The organism is Microbacterium resistens (genome assembly GCF_021172025.1).
Lineage (GTDB): Bacteria > Actinomycetota > Actinomycetes > Actinomycetales > Microbacteriaceae > Microbacterium > Microbacterium resistens.
On record NZ_CP082781.1, the window covers coordinates 3874387 to 3888897 of the forward strand.

Consider the following 14511-nt stretch of genomic DNA (forward strand, 5'->3'; position numbering starts at 1 on the left):
TCCCGCAAGGAAGGACAGCAACGCATGAACCGCACCCCCTTCGCCGCCCGCGCGGCCCTCGTCCTCGTCCTCGCCGGCTCCGCCGCCCTCACCGCGGCCCCGGCGGCCGCCGCCGCGGAGACCCCCGCCGACGAGGCGCAGGGCGTCGCGTGGAGCATGACGCCGGTGATCACCGCCGTCGGCGAGGAACGCACCAACTTCGCGTACGCCGTGGACCCCGGGGCGCGCATCGACGACGCCGTCCTCGTCCGCAACTCGGGCTCGACCGAGCTCGTCCTGGCCGTCCAGGGAGCGGGCGGCGAGACGACCAGCGAGGGAGCGCTCGACTTCGCCCGGGCCGGCGACGAGACCCCGGCGGACGCGATCGGATCCTGGATCGCCCCCGCGACCGAAAGCGTCACGATCGCTCCGGGCGCCCAGGCGCGCATCCCATTCTCGGTCACCGTCCCCGCCGACGCGGCGCCGGGGGAGCACGCCGGGGCCCTGCTGACCGTGCGGCAGCAGACCGGCGACGTCGTCTCGGTCGACATGCGCTACGCCACGCGCGTCACCGTCGCCGTCTCCGGGGAGCTCACCGCGGGACTCGGCCTGTCGGACACGGCGCTCCAGGTGCGGACCGGCTTCTGGCCCTGGGAGCCAGCGTCCGCGCAGGTGGGCTACGCGGTCACGAACACGGGGAACACCCGGCTGTCCGGTCCGCAGCTGGTGGACGTGCAGGGCGTGGCGGTCACCTCGGTCACGGACGGCTCCACGGGGGTCCCGCAGCTGTCCGAGCTACTCCCCGGCGCCGCCGTCCGGGTGGACGCCCGGATCGACGGGATCCCGGCGTGGTCGCCGTTCTTCACCGCCTCGATCGCCGTCGCGCCCACGGTCCTGACCACGGTCTCCGGCGACGTCCCGGTCGTCGAGCAGGCGACCGCGCGCGTGACCGCCGTCGCCGTGGCGCCCGGCACCTGGGTGCTCGCCGCCCTCCTGGTGGGGATCCCGATCCTCGTGCTGCTGCGGTGGCGCCGGCGCGGCGCCGGGACGCGGACCCCCGCGCCCGTGCCGGCGGACACGGAGCCCGCGCCGCACCTGTAGAATGGACGACGGCCCTCCGCGTGACGACATCCAGGCCAACTCCCCCAGGGCGGAAACGCAGCAAGGGTAACCGGGCTCTGCCGGGTGCGCGGAGGGTCTTCTCATGCCCGCCGTCGGACGGTGCGAAGTCGTGACCGGGAGGGCCTGCGGGCCGGTAGGGTCCAGACATGAGCGGCCGCGAGCGATACTCCGAGACCTACACCTCGGTGCCCGAGCGGATCACCGAGCCCTATCTCATCCCTCCGCTGGAGGCGTCGCGGCGCGGATATCGCCGCCCGCCGGCGGCCGCGTCCGCCGGCGTCCGGGCGATCCGCCGCACCGTGCTCGTGCTGGTGGTCCTCCTCGTCGGCGGGTTCGCGGCGGTCCAGACGCAGCTGTTCGGCCTGTGGCCTCAGGTGGTCGCGCTCGCCGACGGCGTGTTCGGGACGTCGTCCGGCCCGGGGACGGCTCCGGGAGCGGAGCCCGCGGCGTCGGCGACGCCCTCTCCGACGCCGAGCCCGGAGCCGACGTGGGAGGCGCCGGACCCGTCGGCCTTCGTGCCGGTCGATCAGGGGACGCTGGACGCGGTCCTCGACACGCCCGCGGCGCACGCGGATCGGCCGCTGCTCGCATACGCCGTGGTCCTCCAGGCCGGCGGGTTCGAGACCACGGCCGTGCCGGGTCTGCGGGCCTTCTTCGTGACCCTGAGCGCGGACCGGCCCGCCGAGCAGTACGAGTTCCCCACCAGGGACGCCGTGCTGCTCGCCCCCACCTCCTCGCACGCCGACATCGCCGAGGGCGACCTGCTGCTCGTCCGGCTCGCCGTCCCGCCCGCCGGTGAGGAGCCGGTGTCGGTCTACAGCCAGTCGGGGATGGGCGTCCCCGAGCTCCGCCTGTTCGCGGCGGAGCCGACGGAGTACGCGGACCTCGTCGCCGATGTCGCCATCGGCGAGATCGACCGCGGCGGCGAGCTGCCGGTCCTGCGCGTGGCCGTCCGCAACAGCACGTCCGTCACGATGTCGTACGCGATCGACGTCACGGCGCTGCGCGGCGACGGCTCGACGGCGACCAGCACCACCGCGTGGAGCGACCCGATCCCCGGCGGTCAGACGGGATCGGCGGACATCACGCTGCACGGCGAGCTGCCCGACGGCGTGACCTTCCGCGTCGACGAGGTCCACCGATACCCGGGATAGCGGCGCGGGGCGCGCGGATGACGGCTCGAAGAACGGGCTGTCATGAGGGCGCGGGCGTGATTACGCTGGACACGCGGCACGTCGCGGTGCCGATCCATCGATCCGTCCGCCGACCGGAGGAGCCGCCGTGCCCGAGACCCCCGCAGCGCCCGACCTCAGCGTCGCCGCCGGCGTGCTCTTCGACCTCGACGGCGTGCTGACGCCGACCGCCGAGGTGCACATGCGCGCCTGGAAGGCGGTGTTCGACGAGGTGTTCGCGGCGTGGGGCATCACCCCGCCCTACACCGACGCGGATTACTTCGCGTACGTCGACGGGAAGAAGCGGTACGACGGCGTGGCGAGCCTGCTGCACAGCCGCAACGTCGAGATCGCGTGGGGGAGCGTCGACGATCCTCCCGAGGCCGACACGATCTGCGGCATCGGCAACCGCAAGAACGCGGCGTTCGCGACGGCGCTGCGCCGCGACGGCATCGCCCCGTACCCCGGGTCCCTGGCCCTGCTGGAGCGCCTGCGCGACGCGGGCGTGCCGATGGCGGTGGTGTCGAGCTCGAAGAACGCCGAAGAGGTGCTCGCGGCGGCCGGGATCCGTGACTTCTTCGAGGTCGTCGTCGACGGCGTCGTCGCCGAGCGCGAGCACCTCGCCTCCAAGCCCGCGGCGGACGTCTTCCGCGTCGGGGCGGAGCGCCTGGGAGTGGCGGCCGCGGACGCGGTCGGCGTCGAGGACGCGGTGTCCGGGGTCGCCTCGGCCGCCGCCGCGGGCTACGGCACCGTCATCGGGGTGGATCGCGGCGCGGGCGCCGAGGCCCTCCGCGCCCACGGCGCGACGATCGTCGTCGACGACCTCGCCGGCCTCGTATCCTGAGACGTCCGCTCCGCACACCCCACCCGAACCGGCACCCGCACGTCCACATCCACGGAGAACTGCATGCGACGTACTGAGCGACTGAAGGAGTCGAAGTGATCGACCGCGACGTCTTCCCCGTCGACCCCTGGCGACTCGTCGAGACCCGCTTCCCCGCGGAGGATCCCGGCGTCGCCGAGACCCTCTTCGCCGTCGGCAACGGCTATCTCGGCCTGCGCGGCAACCACATCGAGGGGCGTGAGGCCCTCGAGCACGGCACCTTCCTGAACGGCCTGCACGAGACCTGGCAGATCCGGCACGCGGAGGCCGCGTACGGCTTCGCCGAGGTGGGGCAGACCATCGTGAACGCCCCGGACGCCAAGGTCATGCGCGTGTACGTCGACGACGAGCCGCTGAGCTTCGACGAGGCGGACGTCCGCGAGTACCGGCGGGCCTTGGACTTCCGCACCGGCATCCTCTCCCGGGACGTGCTGTGGGTCACCCCGTCCGGCAAGCGCGTGCGCCTGCGCGACGAGCGGATCGTCTCGTTCGATGAGCGCCACCTCGCCGTGCTGCGGCTGGAGGTCGTCGTCGAGAACGCGGACGCGCCGGTCACCGTGTCCTGCCAGATCATCAATCGGCAGGACGGCGAGGACGTCTACGGGGGCGCCCCCACGATCTCCGGCAAGGACGTCCGCGGAGGATCCGCACCGGGCGGATTCGATCCGCGCAAGGCGGAGCGGATCTCGGAGCGGGTGCTCCAGCCGGCGGAGTTCTGGCAGGAGGAGCAGCGCTCGGCGCTGTCGTACCGCGTCGCCGAGTCCGGGATGACGCTTGCCGTCGTGGCCGACCACGTGGTGGAGACCGAGAACGACTACACCGCGCGCCGCCTCATCGAGCCGGACATCGCCAAGAACGTCTTCCGCGTGCAGGCCAAGGCCGGAGTTCCGATCCGGGTGACGAAGCTCGTCAGCTACCACACCTCCCGCGGGGTGCCGCCGCGCGAGCTCGTCGACCGCTGCCGCCGCACGCTGGACCGGGTGGCGTTCGAGGGCGTCGAGGCCCAGTTCGCCAAGCAGGCCGCGTGGCTCGCCGCCTTCTGGGAGCGCTCGGACGTGCGGATCGGCGCCCGGGACGACCTGCAGCAGGCGACCCGGTGGTGCCTGTTCCAGATCGCGCAGGCGTCGGCGCGCGCCGACGGCGCGGGAGTGTCCGCGAAGGGCGTGTCCGGGTCCGGCTACAGCGGTCACTACTTCTGGGACACGGAGATCTACGTCCTCCCGTTCCTGACGTACACCTCCCCGCAGTGGGCGCGCAACGCCCTCCGCGCCCGCGTGCACATGCTCCCCGCGGCGCGGCGGCGGGCGAGGCAGCTCAACGAGGGCGGGGCCCTGTTCCCCTGGCGGACGATCAACGGCGAGGAGGCCTCCGCCTACTACGCCGCCGGCACCGCGCAGTACCACATCAACGCCGACGTCAGCTTCGCCCTGGGCAAGTACGTGCGGGGCACCGGGGACGACGAGTTCCTGTACCACGAGGGCGCGGACATCGCGGTCGAGACGGCCCGGATGTGGGAGACGCTCGGCTTCTGGCGCACGGGAGGGGACGTGGAGACGTTCCACATCCACGGCGTGACCGGCCCGGACGAGTACACCACCGTCGTCAACGACAACCTCTTCACGAACGTGATGGCCCGCTACAACCTGCGCTTCGCGGCGCGGGTGGTCAGCGAGATGGCCGAGGACGCGCCGGAGGCGTACGAGAAGCTCGTCGACCGCCTCCAGCTGCGCCCGGAGGAGGTGGAGGGCTGGGAGCGTGCCGCGGAGGCGATGTTCATCCCGTTCAGCCCCGCGCTGGGCATCCACCCGCAGGACTCCCTGTTCCTGGAGCGCGAGGTGTGGGATCTGGCGAACACGCCGAAGGAGCAGCGCCCGCTGCTGCTGCACTTCCACCCGCTGGTGATCTACCGCTTCCAGGTGCTGAAGCAGGCGGACGTGGTGCTGGCGCTGTTCCTGCAGGGCAACCACTTCACCGAGGCGGAGAAGCTGGCCGACTTCGAGTACTACGACCCGCTGACCACGGGCGACTCGACGCTGTCGGCGGTCGTCCAGTCGATCCTCGCGGCGGAGGTCGGATACCAGGACCTGGCGCTGGAGTACTTCGAGCAGTCGATCTTCGTCGACCTCGGCGATCTGCACCGCAACGCCTCCGACGGCGTGCATGTGGCCTCGGCGGGCGGCGTGTGGACCGCGCTCGTGTGCGGCTTCGGCGGCATGCGCGACTACAACGGCGAGCTGAGCTTCGACCCGCGCCTGCCGCGGGACTGGCCGGAGCTGTCGTACCCGCTGCGCTGGCTCGGTTCCGTGCTGCAGGTGACGCTCACCCGCGGCGAGCTGGAGGTGGAGGTGCGCGAGGGCGACCCGGTCGACTTCACCGTGCGCGGCGCGGCCTACACCGCGTCCGTGGGCGAACCGGTCCGGGTGCCCCTGGCGCACCAGGGACCCGTCATCCCCGGACGGCCCGAGCTGGGTCTGCAGGCGCGGCGCGAGGACGGCACGCTGCTGTCGGCCTCGGTGCCGACCACCTCCGCGATCCCGATCGTGGGAGCCGCGGGGGAGTGATGCGACGGAGGGCGGGGACCCGAGGGTCCCCGCCCTCCGTGCGTGCGGGTCGGGCCCGGCTCAGATGATGCTGCGGCCCTCGGCCTTGGCCTCTCGCGCCTCGGTCACGAACGCGCGGACGATGACGGCGAGCGTGCCCAGCACGATCACCGGCCAGACGAGGACGTAGGCGGTCAGGAGGACTGTCGACGTTTCCATTCTTCTTCCCTTCTCTCGCGTTCCCCGGTCACGCCCGTCCGACGCCGTCGCGTGGATCCTCGGGCGCGGCGGCGCGCGCGGCCTCGTCCTCGAGCGCGGCGAGCTCCGCGTCGAGGTCCTGGTCGAAGTCCCCGGTGCGCTCCTTGATGAGGGCGAAGTCGAAGCGCCGCCTGCTCGGCAGCGTCAGCGCGACGCACACGATCGTGGACACCGCGTACGCGACGAGGGAGCCCGACAGCACCGGATAGGTGTGCAGGAACCCGATCGAGAACGGCGCGGCCGTGAGCGTCGCGACGGTGCCGACCGCGAGAGCGATCCGCTTCCCGAAGAACCCGAACGCCATGAGCCCGAGGACGACGCCGATGCCGACGGTGGCGAGGGCGTCGCTGACGATGCCCACCGGGCCCGACAGCGGCACCCACTCGAACCGGACCGGCAGGAACGCGGCCAGCGCCGCGACCACCGCGACGGAGAACGCGAGGTTGGTGACGCGGTCCCAGTAGAAGCTCGCGATCACCGGGAACACCAGCGCGCCCCACATCGCGCCGACGAACACGAGGAGGTCGAGGATGTTGAGCTGCGACCCCGCGAAGGCGAGGCCGGCCACCATCGCGACGATCATCGTGACCCGTCCGACGAGCACCATGGTGCGGGGGTTCGCGCGCTTCTTGCCCGCGATGTTCTGGCCGTACACGTCGGCCATGACGATGGAGGACAGCGCCGTCAGGTCGGCGTCCGCCGTGGACGACAGGGATCCGATGATCATCACGAAGAACACGCACAGCAGCACCGGCGACAGGTACGCCGCCGCCATCTGCGGGATGAGGTTGTTCACGTCCCCGCCGACGGGCTCGATGCCCGCGTAGAGGGCGATGACCCCGAGCATCCCGATCCCGATGATGGTGGCGCCGTAGCCGAACGTCGCCGTGACGAAGGTCTTCTTGATGAGGTCCTCACGGACCGCGAAGAGACGCTGCGCGATGGTCTGGTTGCCGATCGCGTAGGCCAGCACGGCGGCGATGTAGGGCGCCCCCTGATTGAAGAACGCGTCCGAGGAGAAGAAGTCCCCCTGCTGCGGCGTCAGGTTGTGCGCCCCGGTCTCGAACAGCGCCGGGCCGCCGGCGGCGAAGAACACCACCGGGATGATGATCACGACCGCGCCGAGCATCGCGCACACCTGCGCGAAGTCCGTCAGCACGGAGGCGCGGAAGCCGGACCACAGGGTGTAGAGGAGCACCCCCGCACCGATCGCGAGGATCCCCTGGGTAAAGGAGAACGGCGTGAGCATCGAGATGAGCGCCCCGCCGGCGATCAGGTTCGAGGTGAGGCTGATCAGGCTGCCGAGCACGTTGGATCCCGCCAGCATGAGCTGGCTGGAGCGGCCGTGCCGGGCGAACATGACCTCGGCGATCGTGTGCGCGCGGGGCGCGACCTGGCGGATCCGCCGGCCGAAGGGATAGATCAGCAGGATCATCAGCGCGCCCCACAGCCCGTAGTGGATGGGGCCGGAGATGCCGTAGGTGTAGCCGGACGTCGCGGAGGCGTACATCGAGGCCGCCCAGATCCAGGTCGCCGTCATCGACGCGGCGGAGATCCCGAAGCCGATCCGTCCGCCGCCGGTCATGTAGCCGTCGGCGTTCTCGGTGCGCTTGCGGATGCGCAGGGACATGTACAGGCTGCCGCCGAAGAACAGCAGCAGGAGCAGGACCACGACGGGTCCCGAGAGTTGTTGCAGGTTTTCCACGTCTTCTCCTTGTCTCGTCGGCACCGGCTGCGGTGCCGGGTGTCGGGGGAGGAGAAGCGCTAACGGGTGGGGAGAGTGGCCTTCAGCGGGCTGGTGCGGAGACGATCGGGGGCGGGGAGCGGCAGTGTGCGGGCCGTCACAGGGTTCCTTTCGACACGGGGCACGCGCGCAGCCATCGTTCCGGCGCCGGCGGATCGACGCGCACGTGCACGGACGACGGGGCCGTCCGTGCGGCCGGGCGGATTCGCGCGACCGCTCACGACACAGCGCTGTCGTGGCGCGGGAGCCGGTGCGGATCCCGGATGCGCGCTCGCGGGTGCGGCGGCGGTCGGGCGAGCGCGCGGCCCGCTCCTCCAACGTAGCAACGGCCCCGGGCAAGTCAAACGCGCGCCCCGTCGGGTGCCCTCCCCGCGGCGCCGTCCGGGGTCCGGCGGCGGCGGATTCGACGACGAGGGGCGACGTGTCGGAGGCACGCTCTAGGCTTGTCGGGTGACCACAGCCCTCTACCGCCGCTACCGGCCCGAGACCTTCGGGGAGATGATCGGGCAGTCCCAGGTCACCGATCCGCTGATGACGGCGCTGCGCGGCGACCGCGTGGGTCACGCCTACCTGTTCTCCGGTCCCCGCGGATGCGGGAAGACGACGTCGGCGCGCATCCTCGCGCGCTGCCTGAACTGCGCCGAGGGCCCGACCGACACCCCGTGCGGCACCTGCCCGAGCTGCGTGGAGCTGTCCCGCGCCGGCGGCGGCTCGCTGGACGTCGTGGAGATCGATGCGGCGAGCCACAACGGCGTCGACGACGCGCGCGACCTGCGCGAGCGCGCCACGTTCGCCCCCAGCCGCGACCGCTACAAGATCTTCATCCTCGACGAGGCGCACATGGTCACCCCGCAGGGGTTCAATGCGCTGCTCAAGCTCGTCGAGGAGCCCCCGCCGCACGTCAAGTTCATCTTCGCGACGACCGAGCCGGAGAAGGTGCTCGGCACGATCCGCTCGCGCACCCACCACTACCCGTTCCGTCTCGTGCCGCCCGCGGCGATGCTGGAGTACGTCGAGAAGCTCTGCGCCGAAGAAGGGGTGTCGGTCGAGCAGGGGGTGCTGCCGCTCGTCGTGCGCGCGGGAGGCGGGTCGCCCCGTGACACGCTCTCGCTGCTGGACCAGCTCATCGCCGGGTCGGAGGGCGAGACCGGATCCGTCGAGGTCAAGTACGAGCGCGCGGTGGCGCTGCTCGGCTACACGCACGCGGCCCTCCTGGACGAGATCGTGGACGCCCTGGCCGCGGCCGACGCGTCCGCCGCCTTCCCCGCGGTCGACCGCGTGGTGCAGACAGGTCAGGACCCGCGGCGGTTCGTGGACGACCTGCTGGAGCGGCTGCGCGATCTCATCGTCATCGCGGCCGTCGGCGACGGCGCCTCGGCGGTGCTGCGCGGAGTACCGGAGGACGAGCTCGTCCGCATGCGCGACCAGGCCGCGGCGTTCGGATCCGACCGGCTGTCGCGCACCGCCGACCTCGTCAGCGCGGCGCTGGACGACATGACGGGGGCGACCTCCCCGCGCCTGCACCTGGAGCTCATGGTGGCGCGCGTGCTGTCCGCGGGCGAGACCGGGCCGGCCGTCGTCCCCGCTCCCGACCGAGCGCGCCCGGGAGACGCGCCCGCGCCGTCGCGTCCGACGCAGCCGGTCGAGACGCGGCACGCCGGTCCCGCCGCCCCGCAGTCGGCCGCCCCCGCCGAGACGCCCGGCTCCGCCCCGTCCGGCTCCGGTTCTGCGCCCTCCGACGCCGGTTCCGCGTCGTCTCCCGCTGCCTCTGCTCCGTCGGTGGCCCCGGCACCGGCTCCGGATGCGCAGACGGAAGCCCCCGCCCCCGTCGAGACCGGCCCGGTGGACTTCGCCCGGATCCGCGCCGCGTGGCCGGCGATCCTGAGCCGGCTCGAGAAGATCAGCCGCGGCTCGTGGCTCGTGGTCACCGCCGTCCAGCCCCTGGACTTCGACACGGCGACGGACGTGCTCACCCTCGGCTTCGCGAGCCCGAACGACGTCGCACGGTTCAAGGGGACGACCCCCGGCTCCGGCACCTCCGACCATCTGCGCAGCGCCATCGAGCAGGAGCTCGGCATCAAGGTCAAGTACAAGCCGGCTCCGCTGCCGCCCTCCGGAGGATCGGGGACGCCCGAGCCACCGCCGTCCACCGGACCGGGCGGATCGACGCCCGCTCCGGCGCCGCCGTCCCCGCCCTCGGGTGGGGAGTCCGCGCGCCCGGCAGCGCCGAAGACGGCCTCGGCCTCCGCGGCCCCCGTGACGGAGTGGGCGGTCGCTCCCATCCCTCGGGGTGAGCCCGATGCCGGTCCGGCCGGCTCGCCTCTCGGAGCCGCCCCGGCGGCCTCGCCCTCGGCGGTGTCGACTCCCGCAGCGGCCCCGGTGGTCTCGCCCTCCGCGGTGTCGACGATCGCCGAGACCGGCACGGGGAGCACGCTTCCGCCCCCGCAGTTCCCGGTGGACGAGGAGCCGGCCGACGTCGAGGCCATGCCGGCGTCCGGGTGGTACGAGCCGGTCCACGACGGCGACGTCCTGGACGAGGAGCCGCCGTACCCGGACGACGAGCCGCCTTACGATTCCGGTCCGCCGCCCCCGGACGACGCGGCGCCGCCCGCCCCGGCGCCGTCGTCGACGCCGCCCGCCCCGGTCCCGCCCGCCCCGGTCCCGCCGCCCGCGGCGCCGGACGGCACGAGCGCGCGCGCCCCGCGCCCGGCGTCCAACGGGGTGCAGCGCTACGGCGAGGCGGTCGTGCGCCAGATCCTCGGCGCCAGGTTCGTCCGTGAAGAGCCCTACGAGCCCCCGACGAGGTTCTCCTGATGTACGACGGCATCGTCCAAGAGCTGATCGACGAGTTCGGGCGGCTTCCCGGCATCGGGCCGAAGTCCGCTCAGCGCATCGCCTTCCACATCCTCCAGACCCCCTCCTTCGACGTGGCGCGGCTGGCGGAGCTGCTGACCGAGGTGCGCGAGCGCGTGAGGTTCTGCGAGGTGTGCGGCAACGTCGCCGAGCAGGAGCGCTGCGCGATCTGCCGTGACCCGCGGCGCAACGGCGCGCTCATCTGCGTGGTGGAGGACGCGAAGGACGTCGCCGCGATCGAGCGCACGCGGGAGTTCCGGGGCCTGTATCACGTCCTCGGCGGCGCGATCAGTCCCATCGCCGGCATCGGACCGGACGATCTGCGCATCGCGCAGCTGATGTCGCGGCTCGCCGACGGCACCGTCCAGGAGGTGATCCTCGCCACCAACCCGAACCTCGAGGGGGAGGCCACGGCGAGCTACCTGAGCCGCCTGCTCACGAGCATGCAGATCACCGTCTCCCGGCTGGCCTCGGGGCTGCCGGTGGGCGGCGACCTGGAGTACGCGGACGAGGTCACTCTCGGCCGCGCCTTCGAGGGGCGGCGCGTCCTGTGAACGCCGCCGGAGGGTTCACCCGCAAGGGGTGGCTGCTCTTCGGCGCCATGGCCCTGCTCTGGGGCGTGCCCTACCTGTTCATCAGCGTCGCGGTCGAGTCGTTCTCCCCGCCCGCGGTCGTCGCCGGTCGCACCTTCCTCGCCGCGCTCCTGCTCCTGCCGTTCGCGATCCGCAGCGGTGCGCTGCGCGCCGCCTGGAAGCACTGGCCGTGGGTGCTCGCCTTCGGGCTGGTGGAGATGGGCGGGCCGTTCCTGCTGCTCGGGCACGCCGAGCAGACGCTTCCCTCCGGGCTCACCGGCCTGCTCGTGGCGACCGTTCCGCTGTTCGCCGCCCTCATCGCGCTCGGCGGCGGCGACCGGGGCGTGCTGAGGCCGGCCCGCGTGATCGGCCTCCTCGTCGGCTTCGCCGGCGTCGCGACGGTCGTCGCCGGCCCCGGGCTGTTCGGCGGCGAGGTCAACCTCGTCGCTGCCGGCGAGGTGCTGCTGGTCGCCGTGCTCTACGCGATCGCGCCGTTCATCGTCGCGCGCAAGCTCCACGACGTCCCCTCCCTGGGATCGATCACGCTCGCGCTGCTCTTCATCGGCGTCCTGTATCTGCCGATCGCGCTCCTCACCCAGCACCAGGTGCCGACGCTGCGTTCCGCGGCGGCGCTGCTGGCCCTCACCGTGGTGTGCACGGCGGTGGCGTTCCTCGTCTTCTTCGCCCTCATCCGCGAGGTCGGGCCGGTCCGGGCGCCGCTGTTCACCTACGTCAACCCGGTCGTCGCGATCGTGCTCGGTGCGCTGCTGCTCGCCGAGCCGCTCACCCCGGGACTGCTGATCGGGTTCCCGCTCATCATCGTCGGCTGCTGGTTCGCGGGGACCGGCGGTCGTCTCCGGCCCCCGCGCGCCGCCGACCGCGACGAGGCGGAGGCGACAACCGTCGCCACAGCCATGGAGTCGGCGGCCGCGGCGGAGATCGAGGGGCACGCGGACGGGCGTGTCACGACTCGCGACGGATCGCCGCCCGCAGGCTGAGCAGAAGCAGGACGAAGCCCGCGCCGACGAGGATGTGGCCGACGCCGGCGAGCCCGGCGATCATCGCCGAGGCCTCTTCGCCGAGGACCTGCAGGATGCCGTGCCACACCAGCAGGGCGCTCGTGAGGAGCACGCCGGCGTTGTAGATCGCGAAGAACCAGCGGAACAGCCGGCCGTCCGACAGATGGAAGCTCTTCTGCAGCGCCAGGACGAGGAGCATGATCACGGCGCCCAGCGTCAGGATGTGGGTGTGGGCGAGACCGAGCTGACCGGACATCCCCTCCGGGAAGCCGTTGGCCTTGGTGAACTCGCGGTAGAACAGGCCCGCAGCGAGGCCGAGGACAACGTAGACGGTGGTGGTCGTCAACAGCAGGCGGAGCGCGGCGGAGCGGGTCCGGGTGACGTCGGCGGACACGGGAACGGTCGGGGATGCGGTCATGCCTCCAGCGTCCGTCCCGTCACGGCCCGGGGGATCCATCGAAAGATCGATCCCCGGGACGCGCGCTCCCGGCCGCCCGCCCGGCAGAATCGGGGGATGACCGCTGCGCCCTCCGCCGTCGTCGGGGACTCCCGGCACCGGATGCTGCGCGGCGCCCGCTTCGCGCTGCACCTCATCACCGTGGTCCTGACGGTGGTCGTCACCGTCCGCGCGGCGCTCGCCGGGGGCGAACTGGTGCTCGTGCTGTGTGCGGCGGGAGCGTTCCTCGCGTGGTACGGCGCCGGCGCGTCGTTCGCGCGCGGCCGAGCCGCGGGCTGGTGGGTCGTCGCGCTGGCGGTGCTGTGGGCGGGCATGGTCGTGCTGTCGCCGGAGTTCGTGTGGCTCGTCTTCCCGATCCTGCTGCTCGCGGGGCACGTGCTGCGGCAGCCGTGGTCCCTGCTGTTCGCCGCGGCGGCCATCGCCGCGGCCATCGTCGTCCCGGCGGTGCACCCCGCCTCGGCGGGCCTCACCACGTTCGCGCATGTCCTCGGCCCGCTCGTCGGCGGCGGGTTCGCCTACGGGGTGTCACTGGGCTACGACCGTCTGCTCCGCGACGCCGCGGAGCGGGAGCGCCTCATCGCCTCCCTGATCCGGGCCCAGGAGGAGACCGCGCGGCTGCAGGAGGAACTGGCGGTCACCCAGCGCGAGGCCGGGGCGGCACGGGAGCGCACCCGCCTCGCCCGGGACCTTCACGACACGATCGCGCAGGAGCTGAGTTCGATCGTCATGCTCGCTCGCGCCGATGACGAGGCCGGGTCGTCCTCGGGAACCGGCAGCGCCGGGCAGGTGGCCGCGCTCGCGCAGCACGCCCTCGGGGAGCTCCGTCGCATCGTCGCCGCCCTCGCTCCGGCGGAGCTGGAGGGATCCGCCCTCGCCGCCGCCCTGTCGCGCATGGTCGCGGCGCTGGGGGAGGAGACGGGGATCTCGGCGCGGCTGGACGTGGACGAGACGCTGCCACCGCTCCCCACGGCCGTGGAGGTCGCCTTCCTGCGGCTGGCGCAGTCCGCGCTCTCGAACGTCCGTCGGCACGCCGGGGCTTCCCATGTCCGCGTCGTGCTCGCGGCGGACGCCGGGGGCGTCGTCCTGGAGGTCGTCGACGACGGCGTCGGTTTCGACGTCGACGAGGCCCTTCGCCGCTCGGGGTCCTCCTACGGGTTCACGGCGATGCGTTCGCGGCTGCGCGAGCTGGGCGGAGAGCTCCGGATCGCCTCGGAGCCCGGCGAAGGGGTGCGGCTCGCCGCGAGCGTCCCGCTCGCCCCGGGCGGAACGGCGACGGGGGAGCACGCATGAGCGTGCGCGTGCTGCTCGTCGACGATCACCCCATCGTCCGCGCGGGGCTGCGGGCGCTGGTGGAGAGTCGCGGCTTCCCGGTCGTGGGAGAGGCCGCGAGCGGGGAGGAGGCGGTCCGTCTGGCCGCCGACCTGCGTCCCGACGTCGTCCTGTGCGACCTGCGCCTGGGGGAGGGGATGGACGGGGTCGCCGTGACGCGGGCCGTGCGCGCCCTGCCGGGTGCCCCGGCCGTCCTGATCCTCACCACGTTCGACCACGACGCCCAGATCATCCGCGCGGTCGAGGCGGGAGCCGCGGGCTATCTCCTCAAGGAGGTCCCCACCGATGTCATCGCCGCGGCGATCGCCGACGCGGCGGCCGGGGCGACGGTGCTGACGCCGGGCGGGGACCAGCGACTGGTGGAGGCGCTTCGCGCACCGCGTGTCTCGCTGACGGCGCGGGAGCGAGAGGTGCTGGTCCTCGTCGACGAGGGAGCGAGCAACCGGGAGATCGCGAGCCGACTGTTCATCAGCGAGGGCACCGTGAAGACCCACGTCGTGCACCTCCTGGAGAAGCTCGGGGCGGAGAGCCGCTCGGCCGCCGCGAGCGAGGCCCGTCGGCGCGGCCTGATCTGAGCGTCACA

12 protein-coding genes and 1 other RNA gene are annotated in these 14511 nt (G+C 72.9%); 10 read left to right on the forward strand and 3 right to left on the reverse strand.

What is annotated here, in order from left to right; all coding sequences use genetic code 11:
- Positions 1–24: 24 nt before the first annotated feature.
- The 5 genes from K8F61_RS18290 to K8F61_RS18310 all read left to right on the forward strand — a co-directional run bounded on the left by K8F61_RS18290 (position 25) and on the right by K8F61_RS18310 (position 5717).
- A complete protein-coding gene (locus K8F61_RS18290; protein WP_231820190.1) occupies positions 25–1080 on the forward strand; it encodes a WxL protein peptidoglycan domain-containing protein in 1056 nt (351 codons plus the stop codon).
- A gap of 7 nt (positions 1081–1087) precedes the next feature.
- Positions 1088–1184, forward strand: an RNA gene (gene ffs / locus K8F61_RS18295) — signal recognition particle sRNA small type.
- 63 nt (positions 1185–1247) lie between these two features.
- Positions 1248–2255, forward strand: coding sequence for a hypothetical protein (locus tag K8F61_RS18300; RefSeq protein ID WP_231820191.1), 1008 nt, complete (start codon positions 1248–1250; stop codon positions 2253–2255).
- Positions 2256–2382: 127 nt separating this feature from the next.
- Positions 2383–3117, forward strand: a complete 735-nt coding sequence (locus K8F61_RS18305) for an HAD family hydrolase (protein ID WP_231820192.1) — start codon at positions 2383–2385, stop codon at positions 3115–3117.
- 95 nt (positions 3118–3212) lie between these two features.
- Positions 3213–5717, forward strand: a complete 2505-nt coding sequence (locus tag K8F61_RS18310; RefSeq protein ID WP_067250144.1) for a glycoside hydrolase family 65 protein — start codon at positions 3213–3215, stop codon at positions 5715–5717.
- Between the two features lie 60 nt (positions 5718–5777).
- Here K8F61_RS18310 and K8F61_RS18315 read toward each other — a convergent pair whose 3' ends face one another.
- Entirely contained in the window at positions 5778–5915 is a 138-nt protein-coding gene (locus K8F61_RS18315; protein ID WP_169797715.1) for a putative transporter small subunit, read from the reverse strand.
- Between the two features lie 28 nt (positions 5916–5943).
- A complete protein-coding gene (locus K8F61_RS18320) occupies positions 5944–7659 on the reverse strand; it encodes a sodium:solute symporter family protein (protein ID WP_418888057.1) in 1716 nt (571 codons plus the stop codon).
- A 489-nt stretch (positions 7660–8148) separates the two neighbouring features.
- Between K8F61_RS18320 and K8F61_RS18325 the strand changes: the two genes are divergently transcribed.
- The 3 genes from K8F61_RS18325 to K8F61_RS18335 are packed head-to-tail and all read left to right on the forward strand — an operon-like array spanning position 8149 to position 12121.
- The gene (locus K8F61_RS18325) at positions 8149–10512 is read left to right on the forward strand and encodes a DNA polymerase III subunit gamma and tau (RefSeq protein ID WP_231820193.1); all 2364 of its coding nucleotides are present in this window, start codon (positions 8149–8151) and stop codon (positions 10510–10512) included.
- Positions 10512–11105 (forward strand): recombination mediator RecR, encoded by a 594-nt coding sequence (recR, locus tag K8F61_RS18330; protein WP_067247543.1) that lies wholly within the window; start codon positions 10512–10514, stop codon positions 11103–11105. The genes K8F61_RS18325 and recR overlap by 1 nt, the downstream gene beginning before the upstream one ends.
- Positions 11102–12121, forward strand: a complete 1020-nt coding sequence (locus K8F61_RS18335; RefSeq protein ID WP_231820194.1) for a DMT family transporter — start codon at positions 11102–11104, stop codon at positions 12119–12121. Before recR ends, K8F61_RS18335 begins: the two co-directional genes overlap by 4 nt.
- Here K8F61_RS18335 and K8F61_RS18340 read toward each other — a convergent pair.
- Positions 12087–12560 carry a DUF2871 domain-containing protein gene (locus K8F61_RS18340; RefSeq protein ID WP_231820195.1) on the reverse strand — a complete coding sequence of 158 codons (474 nt, stop codon included), beginning with the start codon at positions 12558–12560 and terminating at the stop codon, positions 12087–12089. The genes K8F61_RS18335 and K8F61_RS18340 overlap by 35 nt on opposite strands.
- Positions 12561–12656: 96 nt before the next feature.
- Here K8F61_RS18340 and K8F61_RS18345 point away from each other — a divergent pair, with 96 nt between their 5' ends.
- Positions 12657–13889 carry a sensor histidine kinase gene (locus K8F61_RS18345; protein ID WP_219086274.1) on the forward strand — a complete coding sequence of 411 codons (1233 nt, stop codon included), beginning with the start codon at positions 12657–12659 and terminating at the stop codon, positions 13887–13889.
- Positions 13886–14503 (forward strand): response regulator, encoded by a 618-nt coding sequence (locus tag K8F61_RS18350; RefSeq protein WP_067247550.1) that lies wholly within the window; start codon positions 13886–13888, stop codon positions 14501–14503. Before K8F61_RS18345 ends, K8F61_RS18350 begins: the two co-directional genes overlap by 4 nt.
- Positions 14504–14511: the final 8 nt, after the last annotated feature.

Bases quoted from the DNA above. Each gene is read 5' to 3' on its own strand.
- K8F61_RS18290 (WP_231820190.1), top strand. From the start codon at position 25: ATGAACCGCACCCCCTTCGCCGCCCGCGCGGCCCTCGTCCTCGTCCTC.
- K8F61_RS18300 (WP_231820191.1), top strand. From the start codon at position 1,248: ATGAGCGGCCGCGAGCGATACTCCGAGACCTACACCTCGGTGCCCGAG.
- K8F61_RS18315 (WP_169797715.1), bottom strand. From the start codon at position 5,915: ATGGAAACGTCGACAGTCCTCCTGACCGCCTACGTCCTCGTCTGGCCG.
- recR (WP_067247543.1), top strand. From the start codon at position 10,512: ATGTACGACGGCATCGTCCAAGAGCTGATCGACGAGTTCGGGCGGCTT.
- K8F61_RS18340 (WP_231820195.1), bottom strand. From the start codon at position 12,560: ATGACCGCATCCCCGACCGTTCCCGTGTCCGCCGACGTCACCCGGACC.
- K8F61_RS18345 (WP_219086274.1), top strand. From the start codon at position 12,657: ATGACCGCTGCGCCCTCCGCCGTCGTCGGGGACTCCCGGCACCGGATG.
- K8F61_RS18350 (WP_067247550.1), top strand. From the start codon at position 13,886: ATGAGCGTGCGCGTGCTGCTCGTCGACGATCACCCCATCGTCCGCGCG.